The organism is Clostridium akagii DSM 12554 (genome assembly GCF_000686725.1).
In the GTDB taxonomy this organism is placed as follows: domain Bacteria; phylum Bacillota; class Clostridia; order Clostridiales; family Clostridiaceae; genus Clostridium_I; species Clostridium_I akagii.
Genome location: NZ_JMLK01000006.1, coordinates 109,942 through 127,124 on the forward strand (window position 1 = coordinate 109,942; position 17,183 = coordinate 127,124).

Here is a 17,183-nt window from a genome sequence, read left to right on the forward strand (position 1 = left end):
TATATTACACTAATTAATGGGAATTTACAATATGTTCCAATAAATATCTGGTTAAAATTTGTTCATTAAATATTAATGTAAAAAGTATTAGAAGCCACCGGAAAACAAGTGTACTTCTAATACTTATATCCATATATATTTTCAAATGATAGATGATGAGCTTTACCATGTAGAATAACTAATTATAAACTAAATAATAAATTTAGCCATTGAATACATAGTTGCATCCAAGTAGCTACATGAGGAAATACTCCCATTCCATTTTCTTCTGTTTCTTCATTTGCCAATGATAGTCCATGGGGACCATCGGGATAAATATGCAGCTCAAAGGGGATTTTATTTTCACTTAAAGCATTTGCAAAAAGAAGAGTGTTTTCAACAGGTACTGATCCATCATTAGATGTATGCCACAAAAACGTAGGAGGAGTTATGGAAGAAACGTGTTTTTCTAGTGACATATCAAGAAGTACAGATTCACCTGGATTTTTTCCTAAAAGACAGTTAAAAGAACCTCTATGGGCATAATCTCCTGATGTTATAACTGGATAGCCTAAAATAAGAGCATTTGGTTTATTCATTTTGGGAGTACCATTAAGATAAGACTTGTCCCAGTGAACTCCAAGGCTGGCTGCAAGGTGGCCACCGGCAGAAAAGCCACAAACTGCAATTTTATTGTTATCTATGTTCCATTTATCAGCATTTTCACGTATTATGTTCATGGCTTTTGATAAATCCAAAATAGGTTTAGGATGCAAATTTGGATTAACACTATAATTTAGTACAAAGGCATCATAAGAAGCAGCATTAAACTGAAGAGCTATAGGTTCAGCTTCTCTTGGGGATGTAAAGTTGTATCCACCTCCAGGGCAAATCAAAACAGCTCCTCTTTTTTTATCGCCACCTAAAATATATGTATCAAGTGTTGGTTTAAAATGAGTATTTCCAGTGTCTTTATAAGATGATTCATCCCATAATTTTATTGTTTCTGTTATCATAATATATTCCTTCTTTACTATGTTTTTTTGAAATGTTCAATATAAAACTATTATAATATATTTATTATACATTGAGGGTGAAATAAGTTGAAACTATGAACATTTTTTAATTAATTAATTTATTTGATATAATTGATATAATTGATATTGAAAAAGTAACAGATTAGAAGCATGAAAATGTGATAAAATAAGAGAAGAGTAATCAAAATTAGAAGGTTGTTTTAAAAAGAAACTATTTATATTGAATGATGGACGAACACAGGATATTAAATAATCAAGAAGAAAGAACTACTTTCAAATACACTTGGAATTAGGAGAAATATTTCAGCCTAAGGAAAACGAGGAGGTTTATAAATGTATAATTATGGTGAATTTCCCAAATATGTTTCTGCTCAAAAGAAAAGAGAGAATGTACAGAAAACCATTGAGGAATTAAAAAAGAAAAATCCCAATATTAAACCTGTAACAATAGATGGCAAAAAACTGGCAAAAACCTGGTGGGGAGAAGCATGGAATAAAAATCTAGAGAGCTATTCAGATTATTCAAGTCGTATCGTAAGGGGAAGAAGTTATGTTCGACGTGGAGCGGTGCTAGACTTAGAAATAAGTAAAGGAAATATTATGGCTGTTGTTCAAGGAAGCAGCAGCAAACCATATAAAATAGAAATAAATATTGGACCACTATCAAAGAATGTATGGGAAAACATAATTAAAGATTGTGCTGGAAAAATAGCGTCGCTTCAGGAACTAATTGAAGGAAATTTTCCAAAGGTACTTGCGGAATTGTTTACTGGTCAGGGTAATGGACTCTTTCCTTCACCAAAGGAAATTAAACTAAACTGCAGTTGCCCTGATGCTGCAAATATGTGTAAGCACGTGGCTTCAGCTTTATATGGGGTAGGAGCAAGATTAGATGATAATCCGGCACTGTTTTTCGAACTTAGAAATATTAATATGGATGAACTTATTTCTATAGCAGTAAATAAGGAATCTACTAAACTACTAGAAAAATCTAAAATAAAAAGTTCTAGAGTAATTAAGGAAGATGATGTTTCTGAAATGTTTGGAATTCAAATGGAAATGGGAGCAGAAATGGAAAGTGAAACCAAGGAGTGATAAAGATGAAATTTCTAATAATTGGAGCAGGTGGAACAGGTGGAAGTATCGGAGGTTTTTTAGCCTCAAGTGGTTATGATGTAACATTCATTGCTAGAGGGGAACACTTAAAGACGATAAATGAAAATGGCTTGAAACTTAAATCTGGAATTAAAGGCGATTTAGTACTTAAAAATGTCAAGGCATTTACTAGTGAGGAATATAATGATAGACCAGACGTTATATTTATATGCGTGAAAACTTATTCAATTGATGGAATATTACCATTACTAAAAAGAGTATCACACAAAGATACTGTAATTATACCAATATTAAATGGAATTGGTATTGGAGATAAGATATATGAAAAATTCAAAGATGCCTATGTTTTAGATGGCTGCGTATACATAGTTGGTTTTGTATCTGCACCAGGCGAAATTACTCATATGGGAAAGTTTCTTCGCGTTGTATATGGAGAAAGAAAAAATCAAGCTATTCCATATGACAAAATATTGGAAATCAATGAAGTTTTAACCAACAGTGGTATTAAGGGAATTATCTCAGATAGTATAGTAAAAGATACTTTTAAAAAGTACTCTTTTGTTTCTGCATTTGCCACATGTGGAGCATTTTATAATGTAAACGCCGGAGAAATGCGTAAAAATTTTAAATACCGTGAAACCTTTATTAAGCTGGTAAAAGAAATACAAGCAATTGCTTTTGCCATGGGGTTATCATTCGACGCTGATCTTCTAACTTCAAATGTTCAAATATTAGATGCCATGGAACCAGATTCCACTGCTTCTATGCAAAAAGATTTACAGGCAGGTAAACAGACAGAAATGGATGGACTTATTTTTGAAGTTGTAAGATTAGCTGATGAATATGGGGTATCAGCAGCAAACTATAAAAAAATCGCAAAAAACTTTGGGTACAAAAACTAATATAAGGTGATGACTATTTTATGAATAGATATTTTATACAAGTTTATGGAAGGGTTCAGGGGGTTGGTTTCAGATATTTTGTGCAATATGCTGCCACTGCATTTAAAATAACTGGCTGGGTGAAAAACTGTGATGATGGAAGTGTGCAGATAGAGGCACAGGGCACAGAAGAAGCGACTGATAACTTTTTAATAAAAATAAAAAAAGGAAATCAATTCATTAGAGTGGATGATATAAATTATAGAGAAATTCAACTAGTAGGCAAGGAAAATTCATTTAGAGTTAAATACTAGTTGATATGTTTTTAACTATTAAATATATCATTTTTTATAACCACCTCTATAATATTAACCTTGGCAATTGGTATAGTGAATTTTATAGGGAAAAATAGTTTTAAACTTTCCAGTCGCAAATCAACAAAAAAACAAAATTTCTTATTTGCTGCAGGATATGGAGTGGTTGTTATTTTCATGGGTATGTTGCAATTTCTATTAAGAAATCATATATTATTCTCTTTAAACGCATATTATGTATTTATAATTCTGGGAGTTTTTGGATTTACAAACTAATAAACAAACTCAAATATTAAAATACAATATAACCATCCATTTGATTTATAGCGTTCTATTATTTCTAAATTCAGTTGGTGTAACTCCATTAATTTTTTTAAATATCTTAGAAAATAGTAGTACATCCCTATAACCAACGGAGCGAGCAATATCACCTATATAAAAATTTGAACTTCTCAGAAGTTCAGAGGCCCTCTCCATCCTAAAATTAATTAAAAATTTTTGAGGAGAGCTATCTAAATATTTCTTAAACAATCGGTAAAGATAACCACGTGTTATGTTAACTGATTTCGCAATATTGTTTATAGTAATATCATCACTATAATTATTACTAATATAAAAGGTAGCATCTTCAACATATTTTCTGGTAGCATCTTCTTTAGGAATCTTGGTCGAATTTTTTATATTATTAATCAAAAGGTAAATAAATTTATACAGATAAGACTGAAGTATTATGTCACGCCCATTTTGTTCATATGAATAAGATAACATTTCTTTTATACATATCTGCAATTTATTTTCACCCTTATAAGTAAAAATAGGCAAAATATCTTTATTGTATATTTGAGATATGTAGTGTTTAGCCTTTGTACCATTAAACCCAAGCCATATATATTCCCATGGATCATCTTTATCAGCTTCATAATAGGTAAGAACACTAGGTTCTATCAAAAATATATCTCCTTGTTTTAGATTATATGACTCCTCAGCGATTTTGAATATTCCAGTTCCTTTTACAACATAATGAATTAAATAATAATCCCTTATTCCAGGTCCCCAATAATGAGTAGCATCACATATTTGATGTCCATAGCAGGTAATATTCAAATCTGTATTAATATAGTTTGAACTAGTATATTCTTCAAACATCATATTATATATTCACTCTCCTTAAAAATTCCAATGATTAAATTTTAAATACCCAATATAGAGTAGTTATTTGAACTAAATAAAGTTACATTATAATATTAACAGTATACATTATTCTATATTAATTAGGTGAAAAAAACTATAAAATAAGGATAGAGTTTAAAATTATAAATATATATGTTTTATAAATAAGGTTATTTAATATTGGGAGTGATTTAATGTCAATTAGCTATAATGAGAGGGAAAAAATAATTCATCTACAAACAAATAAAACAAGCTATGTTTTGCAAATAACTGAAACCGGACATTTGGCACATATTTATTGGGGAAGAAAGGTAGATACATTAAATTTTAATAATAAATCTATAATAGCCTCCTCAAGCTATGATATTTTAGATAAAGAATTAAATTATGACGTGATTCCACAGGAGTATCCTGCATATGGTAATAGCGATTTCAGAAATCCTGCCTTTCATGTGCAACTTGAAAACGGTTCAACTATATGTGATTTAGCATATGTTTCACATAAAATATCTAAAGGTAAACCAAAACTCATTAATCTTCCAGGCACATATGTAGAGAATGAAGAGGAGGCAGATACTTTAGAGATAGATTTGCTAGATAAACTTACAGGCTTAAACGTGGTGCTTTCATATACTATTTTTAATGAACTAAATGCTATCACTAGATCGGTGAAATTTATCAATAAAGGTAAAAAAAATTTAAAGCTTTTAAGGGCATTAAGTATGAGTATGGATTTTGACAATGATAACTATGACATGCTTCAATTATCAGGAGCTTGGTGTAGGGAAAAACATATATATAGACGCAGCTTAGTTCCAGGCTCTCAATCTATTGAGAGCAAAAGAGGAATGAGCAGTCACGGTCAAAATCCTTTTATGGCATTGTTAAGTAAAGAAGCAGATGAAACTCATGGAGAAGTTTATGGTTTTAACCTAGTCTACAGTGGCAATTTTATAGCTGAGGCTGAAGTTGACCCTAATTTTAATACTAGGGTAAATCTAGGGATAAATCCTTTTGACTTCACATGGCTTTTAGAACCAGATGAGGTCTTTCAAGCTCCAGAAGTAGTTATGGTTTATTCATCAGATGGTATTGGAGAAATGTCTCGAACTTATCATAAATTATATAGAAAAAGATTATGTAGAGGCAACTTTAGAGATAAATTAAGACCGATATTGGTTAATAACTGGGAAGCAACTTATTTTAATTTTAATGCGAACAAAATTGAACATATAGCTAAAGTTGGCAAGGAGCTTGGAATAGAGCTTTTTGTACTTGATGATGGTTGGTTTGGAAAAAGGGATTCAGATAACAGTTCCTTAGGAGACTGGACAGTTGACAAAAATAAACTTTCTAATGGCCTTGAAGATTTAGTTAAAAAAATAAATGATACTGGACTAGATTTTGGGCTTTGGTTTGAGCCTGAAATGGTATCACCAGACAGTGATCTATATAAAAAACATCAAGACTGGTGCATCCATGTAGATAATAGACTAAAATCTCAAGGGAAATACCAAAGAAATCAACTCGTACTTGATTTAACAAGGAAAGAAGTGTGCGATTATATAATAAAAGCTGTTTCAGATATATTGAAAAGTGCGCCTATATCCTATGTGAAATGGGATATGAATAGGGGGATTACCGAGATGGGATCGGCGTGTCTTCCAGCAGAACGGCAAAGAGAAACTGCTCATAGATATATGCTTGGACTTTATAGAGTTATGGATGAAATTACTAGTATTTTCCCTAATATTTTATTTGAAAGTTGCGCTTCAGGTGGTGGCAGGTTTGACGGTGGAATTTTATATTATATGCCACAAACCTGGACAAGTGATGATACTGATGCCATAGAACGATTAAAAATACAATATGGCACTAGCATAGTTTACCCAGCAATTACTATGGGAGCTCATGTATCAACTTGTCCCAATCATCAGGTTGGTAGAATGACTAGTTTAGAAACCCGTGGTAATGTGGCAATGTCAGGTAATTTTGGCTATGAACTTGATTTAACAAAGTTTACAGAGCTGGAAAAAGAAATTGTAAAAAAACAAGTAAAAAATTATAAAGAGATAAGGCATATAACTCAATTTGGAGATTTTTATAGATTGATTAGTCCTTTTGAAAGCAATGAAGCAGCATGGATATTTGTTACAGAAGACAAAACAGAAGCAATAGGTACATATGTAAAAGTATTGGCAGAACCCTATGTGCCATCAAAAAGAATTAAACTTCAAGGTCTTAACTCAAAATATAAATATGAAGTTATTGGGTATGATATGACGTTAGGTGGAGATGAACTTATGTATATAGGGCTTGATAGCACAAGGTTTGTTGGAGATTTTTCAAGTATTGTATGGAGACTTAAGAAAGTAAAATAAAATGTGACTTTATTTTGAAGTTGCTATGATTTCATTTAAAATGAAGAATAAGACATTTAAGTTTAACACTTTTAATTTTTGGTAACATAGGTTACATACTTAAAAACATACTCCAAGTATAATAATATTATCAAGTTAAGAAAACAAAATAAATCAGAGGATAAGTTGATAAAATTGATATTATATGGAGGTATGGTTATGAGTGCATTTTTGGGAAAGATACATTTTTTATTATATAATAAAATACAGGTACAGGAAAAACTACAACAGGAAACATTAAAATTAGCAGAAGAAAAAAACATTCCAGTAGAAGAATTAAAATTAAAAATTAATGAAAAATATGGTTATCCAGAGACAACACCACTTGAACAGGTTATTAATCAAGATAATATTCATGGATGGTTACAGTTAAAGATACAAGGTGTTGAAAATAGGACAGCAGCGCTGGTTACGGAGTTAATAAAAAACCATAAAGTGAATATTGAGGACATTGGTAAAGTTTATTTTCAAAATGGTAAAAAGCTTATGGAAACTACAGTTGTAGAAGATTTATCACCAAAGGCTTTATATATATTAATTTTCGACAATCTTCTTGAGGGAATGCCTTGTGACAGAGTTAACGAAGAAGTAAATGAATCTGAGGATGAATTCTCTTGGAAAACTACAAGAAACATACATTTAGAACATTGGGAAAATGCTAATGGTGAAATAACTAATTTTTATACTTTAAGAGATGCTTGGATAAATGGATTTTTATCAGCAACTGGTAGAAAATACGTTTATACTCGCAGTGAAGATGGGTACAATAAAATAAGAAAGGGATGATAAATATGGACAGTATTAAATTAATGGTGGAGGAACACAAATATATTAAAAGAATGTTAGTAGTTGTTAGAAAGGCTAGTATTAAGGTTATGCAAGAAGATAATATTAATTACGAAGATTTTGAAAAAATCATTTCTTTCGTAAGAAATTATGCTGATGCCCATCATCATGGAAAAGAGGAGAAAATACTGTTTACAAGAATGGTAGCGGAAATGGGAGATATAGCCGACATAGTTGTGAAACACGGAATGCTTGTGGAACATGATCTTGGAAGGCTTTTTATTAGGGACCTAGAAGAAGCTTTAGCACGGGTAAAAAACGGGGACGAGGATTCTAAAGTTGACGTAATAGCAAATGCAATTTCATATACTCATCTTTTAACCAGGCACATTGATAAGGAAGATAAAGTTACATATCCCTTTGCACAGAGGGGATTAAGTAAAGCATCTTTTGACAAGATAGATGAGGAATGCGAAAAATATGAAGCTGAAAATGAGAAGAAAAAAATTCAAGCAACCTATATAGCCCTTTTAGAAGAACTAGAAAATAAATATTTATAGTTGATATTGTCCCAAAATATAAGTATATATTTAGTGTACAGTGTATAATAGTTGTATACTAAATATGTGTTACTAGGGAGAAAATAAGCAAATGAAAAATGTAGCAATATCAGCAGTTGTGGATTATATAACAATGTTTATTGAAAAACTTTGGAAGGAAAAAGTCTTAATAATAGCAATGCTCTTAGCAATCTGTTCTTCATTCATAACAACTCCCAAATTATCCTATATAGATTTTAAAGTATTGGTACTTATTTTTAATTTAATGATTATAGTTGCAGCATTTAAAAAATTAAAGGTTATGGATATAATTGCTATGGAGATTTTATCAAAATGTAGTAGCACTAGGGTAGTCTCAATGGTATTTATAGCCATAACCTTTTTTTTATCTATGCTTGTAACAAACGATGTTGCACTGATAACTTTTGTACCTTTAACTATTTTAACTTTTAATAAAACTAAGGTCGATCCAATGAAAACCATTATACTTCAAACCCTAGCAGCGAACATTGGAAGTAGTCTAACACCAATGGGGAATCCTCAGAATTTGTTCCTATTTACTCACTACAATTTGAATGCAATGGAATTTTTCAAAGTAATCATACCTTTTGTATTATTTGGATTTATTTGGCTTCTATGGCTTAATAGAAGAGTACCAAAACGAGGTATACGGATTAAAGTTAAAGAAGTACATATTAATGATAAAAAAAGAGTGACGGCATATATAATCCTTTTCATCTTTGTAATAGCATCAGTATTTGGCATAATTAACTACAAATACACTTTGATTGCGGTTATACTTGGAATAATAATCATGGATAGGAGATTGTTTAAAGAGGTGGATTACTTTTTGCTAGCTACTTTTATATGTTTTTTTGTTTTTATTGGAAATATTTCAAATATAGAAATAGTAAAGATCTACTTAAAAGGGTTTCTAAAATTACAACATATGACCTATTTTTCATCAATAATACTAAGTCAAGTTGTAAGTAATATGCCTTGTGCTATATTGGTATCAAGTTTTACAAACAATTGGAAAGAGATACTATTAGGTGTTGATATTGGTGGAATGGGAACAATTATAGCATCCTTAGCTAGCCTTATATCTTATAAAATATATGTAAAAGAAAACGAAGACAAGGGTAAAGTATATTTGAAGAAATTTAATCTATACAATTTCTCTAGTTTGCTATTATTTACACTAGTAATGTTTTTATGGATCAGAGTTTTGTGATTTTTAGTAATATTTTAGTTGGAACCGCGGAGATTAACCCTTCGTCCTTATTAATATTAGGACGAAGGGATTTTTATTTCTTGAAAATATATAATGTGAAAGGTTTAAACAACTTAGGAGGTATCAAAATGTTAACTAAAAAAGATAATCCAATGGAATGAGAAATAAATGTGGTCAATCCATTTGGGGTTGATGATAATGGATTGACCACAGAAATACTTGTAGACAAAAGTGATTAAAGTTTATTTATATATAGACAATCACACAAATATGTTATAAAATTGATGCAGATAATATATTAATGTCCAAAGAACAAATCATTGCAGTAGCCATTGGGGGAAGGAGTAAGTGGTAAAATATGAAAGAGAGCAAAAACTTGTATATGTTTTTAGGTGGGAGGTTTGTGTCACTTATGGGTAGTGGTATTCAAATGATAGCACTACCGCTTTACATACTTGACTTAACGGGGTCTGGAACATTAATGGGTGTATTCTCCATGTTAACAATTCTGCCAGCACTTATAACTTCACCGTTTTCGGGAATAATAGGTGATAGGAGAAACAGAAGAAACGTAATGATAGCTATGGATTTAGGAAGAGGCATACTTATTTGTTGGTTTGGAATACTTGCAACCACCGGTAATTTTAATATTTATGCTCTATTTGTTCTACAAATATTTGTGTCTATAATGGACAGTTTGTTTAATTCTTCATCTTCTGCATTAATGCCAGATTTAATATCTAAAACTGAACTGATAGAAGCTAATTCTATGAAGGGCGGGTTTGATGCAGCTTCAACCATTTTAGGACCTGTAATGGGTGGAATAATATATGGATTGTGGGGAATAAAGATGGTGTTTTATTCAAATGGAATTTCCTTTATAATTTCATCAGTATTTTCAATGTTTATTGCTTATAATAAAAAAGTAGAAAAAAAACAAAAAATAAGCTTGAAACTATTTTTAAAGGAAAATTCTGAAGTTTTTAAATTTATTGTTGCTAAAAAAGGATTACTTCAATTGTTTACCTTTGCTATGACTGCTAATTTTTTGCTTGTCCCTTTATTTGATGTAATAATGCCTTATGCACTAAAGAGAGGGGTTGGTTTTACTTCCCGGCAGTATGGTTATATAATGGGTTTTTTAGCAGTAGGAATACTACTGGGTAATATTGGGATATCACTATATTTTAAAAAATTAGGGTTGAGAAAACTTATGAAGTATGGACTTGTTATTGAGACTAGTTTAAGATTAGTGGTTTGTGCATTAATTTTACCTGCCGTAGTAAAAATTTACGGTGGAGTAACTTTCACATTGTTTGTATCAGTATCAATGGGATGTATAGCTATGGAATTTTTTAACGCTTTTGTGAATACTCCAATTTCAACAAATCTTCAAAATCTGGTTCCAGAGGAAATGCGATCTAGATTTTTTTCAATACTAGGAATGTTTTCGCAGGGAGCCATGCCACTAGGGGCCTTATTATTTGGTACGTTACTTGATGAGATGAAATATTATAATGTTTTGATAATTGTAAATATATTATCCGTTTTTGTGACAGCAATATTTCTAATTAAAGCTTGCGATGAGGCCTACGAAGCGAATTGATGCATGATGATGAGAAAAGCATAGGAGGATTATAATGAAGAAGATAAAAAATGTATGTATAGTAATTTTATAATTAGTAATGATATCATTACTAATTATAAATGAAATGGCTGTTATTCTTATAAAATAATTAGGAAATAACAACCAATTATATTTATTAAGTGGTAAATTATACTTATATATCTAATTTTTCTAATAATTTATCAATGCTTTTTGCAGAGATATATTCATCATCTTTTTTAACCATAATTTTACTGTGGCATTTAGAACATTTATTTAAACAATTTTTAGTTTCAAATTTAATATTTTTTTCTTCTAGCGACTTAGCTAATTTATTGTATTTCATTGTATTTTTACAAACTAAATATTTAGGCATTACTAATCCACTTCCTTTGTGTTAGTTCTTTTCTTGAAACTTATCACATTACTTAGTCCATGTCAATGGGAGTGTACTTATGGAGTAGTAACTATAACAGGGAAGAAATTAGTTGTTAACATGGTTCATTTTATTTATTTTTAATGTTATGATAGAAGTAATTTATAAAGTTTAACTAAGGAGCGCATGCATGGCTAATATATTGTACATTTTATTATACCTATTTATTTTTTTTACATCGTGGATTTTAATTGAAGGTCAGGTTTATAAAGTTAGAAAAACTAAAATTAAGAATAACAAAATAAAGGACAATTTCGATAATTTTAAAATCGTTTTTATATCAGATATTCATTACGGAAGATTTTTTAGGGCTAGTAGATTAATTAGCATAGTCAAAATGATAAATAAACTAGACCCTAGCATTATAATAATAGGTGGAGATTACTTGGATATTTCAGTAAAAAGTAAGTCAGATGTAACCAAGTATTTAAATAAGGAATTTGAAATACTAAGAAGATTACGAGCGCAGATAGGCATATTTACAGTGCTCGGGAATCATGATTATTTTAATAGAAGAGATTCTTTATTAAATGAAATTAAATTAAGTTCTTTTCAGATACTTAAAAATAAAAAAAAAGTTATTAATATTGGTAAAGAAAGCATTGAACTAATTGGAGTGGATGATCTGGTCGAAGGAAATCCAGATGTTAATATACTTAAAAAAAATAGTGGAAGTTTTACTATTGCTATTTCTCATAATCCGGATTTTTTTAGTGATTATAAAAATGTAATTAATTATGATTTAGGTCTCGCTGGGCATACACATGGTGGTCAAGTTACTTTTTTCGGCTTATATGCACCATGTACATCTTCAAAATATGGGCAAAAATATGTGAAAAATATCGTTCATGAAGTAAATAGAGATATATTAGTAACTAAAGGAATAGGTAATGGAGTACTGCCTATAAGATTTTTTGCTAGCCCAGAAATTGTACAAATTAATTTAAAAACTGGAACTAGTGTAAAAAATTAAAGATGATATTTTGCATAAATCTAATTTATGCAAAATATGCTAGACTGATTATATGTTTTGAACGTCGTCTATTCCAAAGTAAATCTAGATTTATTTCTTCACGAACGCCATAAGATGATACTGAAATATAATATATGTTATCTTGATAATTCATATTTAAGCCAGTGATAGTCATCCAGTGCCAAGTATATTCTTTAAATTCTTTTACTGGATGTTTAAGAACTAAGATGGCAACGGGTATTTTTTGAGATAAGGCTTCTGAAATAAAGATTATAGCTTCATCAATACTAGAATCATTACCATTCAAAATATGAGGAACTAGGGATACACCTCTTTCTTTAGAAAAATCCATAACATTATCTGAAAATTGATTAACAGAGGTAAGCCCAAAAATTCCTGGTTTTACGTATTTTCGAATCTCAACCATATGCTTTACAAAATCATTTTTATTTATGTTACCTTTATAGGAATATAAATTACTATATTTATCTGGAAATGTTTGAGACAAATAAGCAGTTATATTAGCGGCAGCAACAGGACCACAACCACTGAGTTGATGAAATTTCTTTGGAAACCAATATTGACTGCCACCGTAATATGAAGTTCCTAAGTCATATATATGAAATTGAATCTCCTCAAGAGGAGTTTTAGGTGTAATTAAGCTTTCCATGAGTATCACTCCTCTAATGATAAGTAAAATTGTTTATTATCTAATATAATATAGTATTTACAAGTTATAAACAAGAGAAGTTGGTATGGAAATAATTAAATGATAAAATCCTTATTAATGAAGAGGTTTATAAAAATATGTTTTAAGATGTTTTGCCAAGAATTATGGCAGAACATCTTAATTAAAATTAATTATTTGTTTTCTCCAGTATATTGAAATGGCGGCTGAGTCTGAAGAAAATAACCACTTCTAACTTCTGCAGTCCAGTTCTCTAGCATTTCTTTCCATTCTATACTATTAAAAAAGATATCAATACTTTCAAGCCCTTGGGTAGAATCCCAAACTAGTACACGGTAGGGAAGTATCCCTCCTGATTCATAAACGTCTTGATTAGAAACAGTGATTTCTGTAATAAATAATTGAGGTAGTCCATATTGATATGCCATGGCGGGTTCAATAAATGAAAAATATGAACCTGTCCAATATTCTGTACCTACATCATTTTGGTATATAGTTGCACCATTTGTTTCAGTGACTTTAACTTTTTTTCTTGCTAGGTTTAAAGTTACCATACCAAAACTTGAATAAATCATTGTTCTAATGCTAGACATAGTTGATTCAGGATACTGCTCGGTATTTGGCAAAGTCCTTGGGAATATCAATTCTCTTTTTAATTCTTCCATCAATCTAATCAGAAATTTGATTTGAACATCATTTAGGGTATTACTAGTAGGATGACTTAAAAATACTGGGAGTTTATAAAATCTATTTGTTTTAGCAACTAAATCAGGTGATGGAACCGTAGTAGAGACAGCTTGGCTAGAATTCCAATTGCTACTTTTGTAGTCTGATATAATCATATAATCACCTCTGTACAGTATATTCATTAGCTATGATGAAGGTTAATAAATAAAATAAACAAGGCAAAAGATGGCGCTAAGCAAGTAGTAATAACATTGATGAACTTCATATATAAAGGATTGACAAGTATTAAGCCATCAATTAAAATAAATTTGTGCATATTATGCTATAATTTATAAGTTTAGATTAAATCAAAGAATATTTTAAGAGGAGATAAGTAATGATATTTTATTTTTCAGGTACAGGGAATTCCTTGTATGTAGCTAAAAATATAGGTGAGCATAATAAAGAAGAGCTGGTTTCAATAGCATCTGCCATAAATAATAAAGATGAAAGTTATGAATACACACTAAAAGATGGTGAAATCATAGGGTTTGTTTATCCAATTTATGCTTGGGCACCTCCTAAAATGGTTATTCAGTTTATTAAAAAATTAAAGTTTAACAACTATAAAAACAATTATATATTTACAGTAGCAACATGTGGAGAAAATGTGGGAAATGCAATTAAAGTTATTAGTAATCTTTTAAATAAAAAAAATCTAACACTAAAAAGTGGATTTTCTATACAAATGCCTAATAATTATATAATTTCAGGAGACGTTTATACAAAAAAGGTGGAACAGGAAAAGCTTTCACAAGCAGAATTGGTTTTGAATAAAATTAATGATGTTGTTAAAAATAGTAAAGATGGAATATTTGAAATTGAAAAAGGATTTGTGCCTGGAATTTTAACTTCAGTTATTAGTCCGCTTTTTAACAAAAAAGGTTTGGATACTAAAAAGTTTCATGCAGGTCATAACTGTACAGGCTGTGGGATATGTGAAAGTACTTGTAATTGCAAAAATATTAAGGTAAGGAAAAAGCCAATTTGGGGAAAAAAGTGTATTCAGTGTTTAGCGTGTATTAATTTATGTCCCAAACGAGCAATTCAGTATGGAAAAGGAACAGAAAAAAAAGGAAGATATAAAAATCCTAATATAAATGTTAAAGAAATGATGATAAAATAAGAATAATAGTTGTAATATATAATTACACATAAAATAAGCCACCATAAAAATGGTGGCTTATAAAATTATTTAATTATATTTATTTTGTTTGCCTTTAGAACTGGGGCATGGGCATTTTCTGAAGCAGCATAACCTAGTGCAATGGAATATATAGGATTATAGCCATCTGGTATTTCAAGTTCTTTCTTTAGAGCTTCATTGCTTCCATTTCCAAATATATAAGGCATACTGCCTATCCAGCATGCACCAAGACCTAATGTCTCGGCAGCAAGTAATATATTTTCAGCTGCAGCTGCACAGTCAGCTTGTGGATTAGCGGCATTAATATCACCTGATATTAATATAGCTGTTGGAGCATTATAAAATACTTTATATTTATAATTATTGGACATACCTTTTAATTGATCATTACCGGATTTGGCATATGTGTCTTTTGCTGTCTGAGTAAAATTTTCAAGTACAGTATCATTTTGAATAACAGTAAAGTGCCAAGATTGTTGGTTCATAGCACTTGGTGCATATAATCCAGCTTGTAAAACTTCATTTAATTCCTCATCTTTAATTTGTTCATCCTTAAAAACTCTAATGCTTCTTCTTTCTTTTATAACTTGTAGTATTTCATTCATAGAATTCAGTCCTCTCTTAATAAGATATATAATGTATAAATTATATACTAGTTTGGTATTATAATAAAGTAGACACTTTTATGTAAGATAGTATCTTTTTAGTGACTATAGATATTGGATGTTAATTTTTATATGTTAATTCTAAATGATATATATTTGTTAAAATTATGTTCCTAATGAAAACAAAATGTAAATTATTACAGATTTCATTTTTAGACTATGATTAGGTGGTATAATATAATAAATTCAAATAATATATTGAATCGTTGAAATTATTACATAGCCTTTTAGGGCGGAATGGAGAAAAAATTATGAGTGTTGAAGAAAAAAATTTATCAAAAAAATCAAAAACTGCTAAAAGCTCCATTGTTTTATATGTTGTTGCTATTATTGTAGCTATTATTGGGGTAGCATCACTAGTCACTAATGTTATGGTGTTTAGAACTACCATCGCTTCATATGTTGCACAAGAAGCACAAGGAGCTACAGCAGCCCAGGTAAGCGCAGCATCTAAGCAATTAATATCATCTCAACTACTTCCTGCAATATTTAATTCTATTGGTGTATATTGTGGTATAGCATTTGTTTTAGTAGGCGCTGGCATAATCAATGATAAAATTTCAAAAGGATTAAAACTATTAAGTAAAGATGAACTTGTTACAGAAATTGCAAAAGTAAGTATTCCAGAAAAAAATATTGAAAAAACAGAAAAAGAAGAAAATATAAAAGAAGTTGAAACTGTTTAATAGATAAATAAATAAAAAAGATTGGCAATGATTTGTTAGTAAATAAAATCATTGCCAATCTTTTTTTTTATTGTGGATAATTCAAAGTTTCTTCGCTAATATTTAATAGAACTTCATTAAGATATTTTCTGGCAACATATTTAGCCATAGGGAGATTCATATCAAGATAATTACCACAATCTTTAGGGGCAGCACCTGGAATATCACCTTCATAATCTGCGATGAATTTAAATAAACCAATTAATAGGTCAATGATATCTTTTGATTTATAATCGCCACTAAGTATAAGATAAAATCCAGTTCTGCATCCCATTGGTCCAAAATAAATAGTTTTTGCTGAAATAGCCTGGTCATTTCTTAAATAGGTTGCAGCTAAATGTTCTATTGCGTGCACTTCAGCAGTATTTATAACGGGTTCAAGGTTTGGGGTTGTTAATCTTAAATCAAATGTAGTAACAACATTTTCGCCTACCTTGTCTTTTCTTGAAACATATACTCCGGGTTTTAATCTCAAATGGTCTACAGTGAAACTTGCTATTTTTTCCATAGTATTATCCTCCTTGTAAATCTATAATTGTAAAAACACCTTCATTTTATAGAATTGTTTATATTAAAATCATAACACTTTAATATAAATATTAAAAGTATATACAGAGAATTGATTTATATTGTAAATTAAGTATATTTTATATAACACGCTTAGCTAACTAATATTGATAACAAATCATAAAATTTGATAAAGTACTGCTTTTTAGAATA

At 30.0% G+C, this 17,183-nt stretch carries 18 protein-coding genes; 11 read left to right on the forward strand and 7 right to left on the reverse strand.

Translation table 11 applies throughout. The annotated features are described in order from the left end of the window. Positions 1–182 precede the first annotated feature (182 nt). Positions 183–995: an alpha/beta hydrolase gene (locus tag BR66_RS0100635; RefSeq protein WP_026881176.1), complete on the reverse strand. Its 813-nt coding sequence runs from the start codon at positions 993–995 to the stop codon at positions 183–185. 354 nt (positions 996–1,349) lie between these two features. On the opposite strand from BR66_RS0100635, the gene BR66_RS22755 reads away from it, so the two are divergent. The 3 genes from BR66_RS22755 to BR66_RS0100650 are packed head-to-tail and all read left to right on the forward strand — an operon-like array spanning position 1,350 to position 3,327. Further along, positions 1,350–2,111, forward strand: coding sequence for an SWIM zinc finger family protein (locus tag BR66_RS22755; RefSeq protein ID WP_035795112.1), 762 nt, complete (start codon positions 1,350–1,352; stop codon positions 2,109–2,111). A 5-nt stretch (positions 2,112–2,116) separates the two neighbouring features. Then, positions 2,117–3,034: a ketopantoate reductase family protein gene (locus BR66_RS0100645; protein ID WP_026881177.1), complete on the forward strand. Its 918-nt coding sequence runs from the start codon at positions 2,117–2,119 to the stop codon at positions 3,032–3,034. 20 nt (positions 3,035–3,054) lie between these two features. Next, positions 3,055–3,327 carry an acylphosphatase gene (locus BR66_RS0100650; RefSeq protein WP_026881178.1) on the forward strand — a complete coding sequence of 91 codons (273 nt, stop codon included), beginning with the start codon at positions 3,055–3,057 and terminating at the stop codon, positions 3,325–3,327. Positions 3,328–3,648: 321 nt separating this feature from the next. Here BR66_RS0100650 and BR66_RS0100655 read toward each other — a convergent pair whose 3' ends face one another. Beyond that, on the reverse strand, positions 3,649–4,476 hold the full coding sequence (locus BR66_RS0100655) for an AraC family transcriptional regulator (RefSeq protein WP_051624037.1): 828 nt from the start codon (positions 4,474–4,476) through the stop codon (positions 3,649–3,651). Positions 4,477–4,691: 215 nt separating this feature from the next. Here BR66_RS0100655 and BR66_RS0100660 point away from each other — a divergent pair, with 215 nt between their 5' ends. The 5 genes from BR66_RS0100660 (at position 4,692) to BR66_RS0100680 (ending at position 11,103) form a co-directional block, all read left to right on the forward strand. Next, entirely contained in the window at positions 4,692–6,878 is a 2,187-nt protein-coding gene (locus BR66_RS0100660; protein ID WP_026881180.1) for an alpha-galactosidase, read from the forward strand. Between the two features lie 198 nt (positions 6,879–7,076). Next, positions 7,077–7,703 carry a hypothetical protein gene (locus BR66_RS0100665; RefSeq protein WP_026881181.1) on the forward strand — a complete coding sequence of 209 codons (627 nt, stop codon included), beginning with the start codon at positions 7,077–7,079 and terminating at the stop codon, positions 7,701–7,703. 5 nt (positions 7,704–7,708) lie between these two features. Next, positions 7,709–8,263: a hemerythrin domain-containing protein gene (locus tag BR66_RS0100670; RefSeq protein ID WP_026881182.1), complete on the forward strand. Its 555-nt coding sequence runs from the start codon at positions 7,709–7,711 to the stop codon at positions 8,261–8,263. A 91-nt stretch (positions 8,264–8,354) separates the two neighbouring features. Next, a complete protein-coding gene (locus BR66_RS0100675) occupies positions 8,355–9,497 on the forward strand; it encodes an SLC13 family permease (RefSeq protein WP_026881183.1) in 1,143 nt (380 codons plus the stop codon). Positions 9,498–9,855: 358 nt separating this feature from the next. Next, positions 9,856–11,103, forward strand: coding sequence for an MFS transporter (locus BR66_RS0100680; RefSeq protein ID WP_026881184.1), 1,248 nt, complete (start codon positions 9,856–9,858; stop codon positions 11,101–11,103). A 175-nt stretch (positions 11,104–11,278) separates the two neighbouring features. Here BR66_RS0100680 and BR66_RS0100685 read toward each other — a convergent pair whose 3' ends face one another. Continuing rightward, the gene (locus BR66_RS0100685) at positions 11,279–11,479 is read right to left on the reverse strand and encodes a hypothetical protein (protein ID WP_026881185.1); all 201 of its coding nucleotides are present in this window, start codon (positions 11,477–11,479) and stop codon (positions 11,279–11,281) included. Between the two features lie 190 nt (positions 11,480–11,669). On the opposite strand from BR66_RS0100685, the gene BR66_RS0100690 reads away from it, so the two are divergent. Next, positions 11,670–12,512: a metallophosphoesterase gene (locus tag BR66_RS0100690; protein ID WP_026881186.1), complete on the forward strand. Its 843-nt coding sequence runs from the start codon at positions 11,670–11,672 to the stop codon at positions 12,510–12,512. Between the two features lie 25 nt (positions 12,513–12,537). Here the strand turns inward: BR66_RS0100690 and BR66_RS0100695 are convergent, their stop codons facing one another. After that, positions 12,538–13,182, reverse strand: coding sequence for a hypothetical protein (locus tag BR66_RS0100695; protein ID WP_026881187.1), 645 nt, complete (start codon positions 13,180–13,182; stop codon positions 12,538–12,540). Between the two features lie 191 nt (positions 13,183–13,373). Next, complete coding sequence (locus tag BR66_RS22760; protein WP_035795115.1) at positions 13,374–14,042, reverse strand: hypothetical protein; 669 nt, start codon at positions 14,040–14,042, stop codon at positions 13,374–13,376. 221 nt (positions 14,043–14,263) lie between these two features. Between BR66_RS22760 and BR66_RS0100705 the strand changes: the two genes are divergently transcribed. Beyond that, on the forward strand, positions 14,264–15,052 hold the full coding sequence (locus BR66_RS0100705) for an EFR1 family ferrodoxin (protein WP_026881188.1): 789 nt from the start codon (positions 14,264–14,266) through the stop codon (positions 15,050–15,052). Between the two features lie 65 nt (positions 15,053–15,117). Here BR66_RS0100705 and BR66_RS0100710 read toward each other — a convergent pair whose 3' ends face one another. Continuing rightward, entirely contained in the window at positions 15,118–15,678 is a 561-nt protein-coding gene (locus BR66_RS0100710; protein ID WP_026881189.1) for a nitroreductase family protein, read from the reverse strand. Between the two features lie 311 nt (positions 15,679–15,989). Here BR66_RS0100710 and BR66_RS0100715 point away from each other — a divergent pair, with 311 nt between their 5' ends. Further along, complete coding sequence (locus BR66_RS0100715) at positions 15,990–16,424, forward strand: hypothetical protein (RefSeq protein ID WP_026881190.1); 435 nt, start codon at positions 15,990–15,992, stop codon at positions 16,422–16,424. A gap of 67 nt (positions 16,425–16,491) precedes the next feature. Here the strand turns inward: BR66_RS0100715 and BR66_RS0100720 are convergent, their stop codons facing one another. Beyond that, a complete protein-coding gene (locus BR66_RS0100720) occupies positions 16,492–16,971 on the reverse strand; it encodes an S-ribosylhomocysteine lyase (RefSeq protein WP_026881191.1) in 480 nt (159 codons plus the stop codon). Positions 16,972–17,183 lie beyond the last annotated feature (212 nt).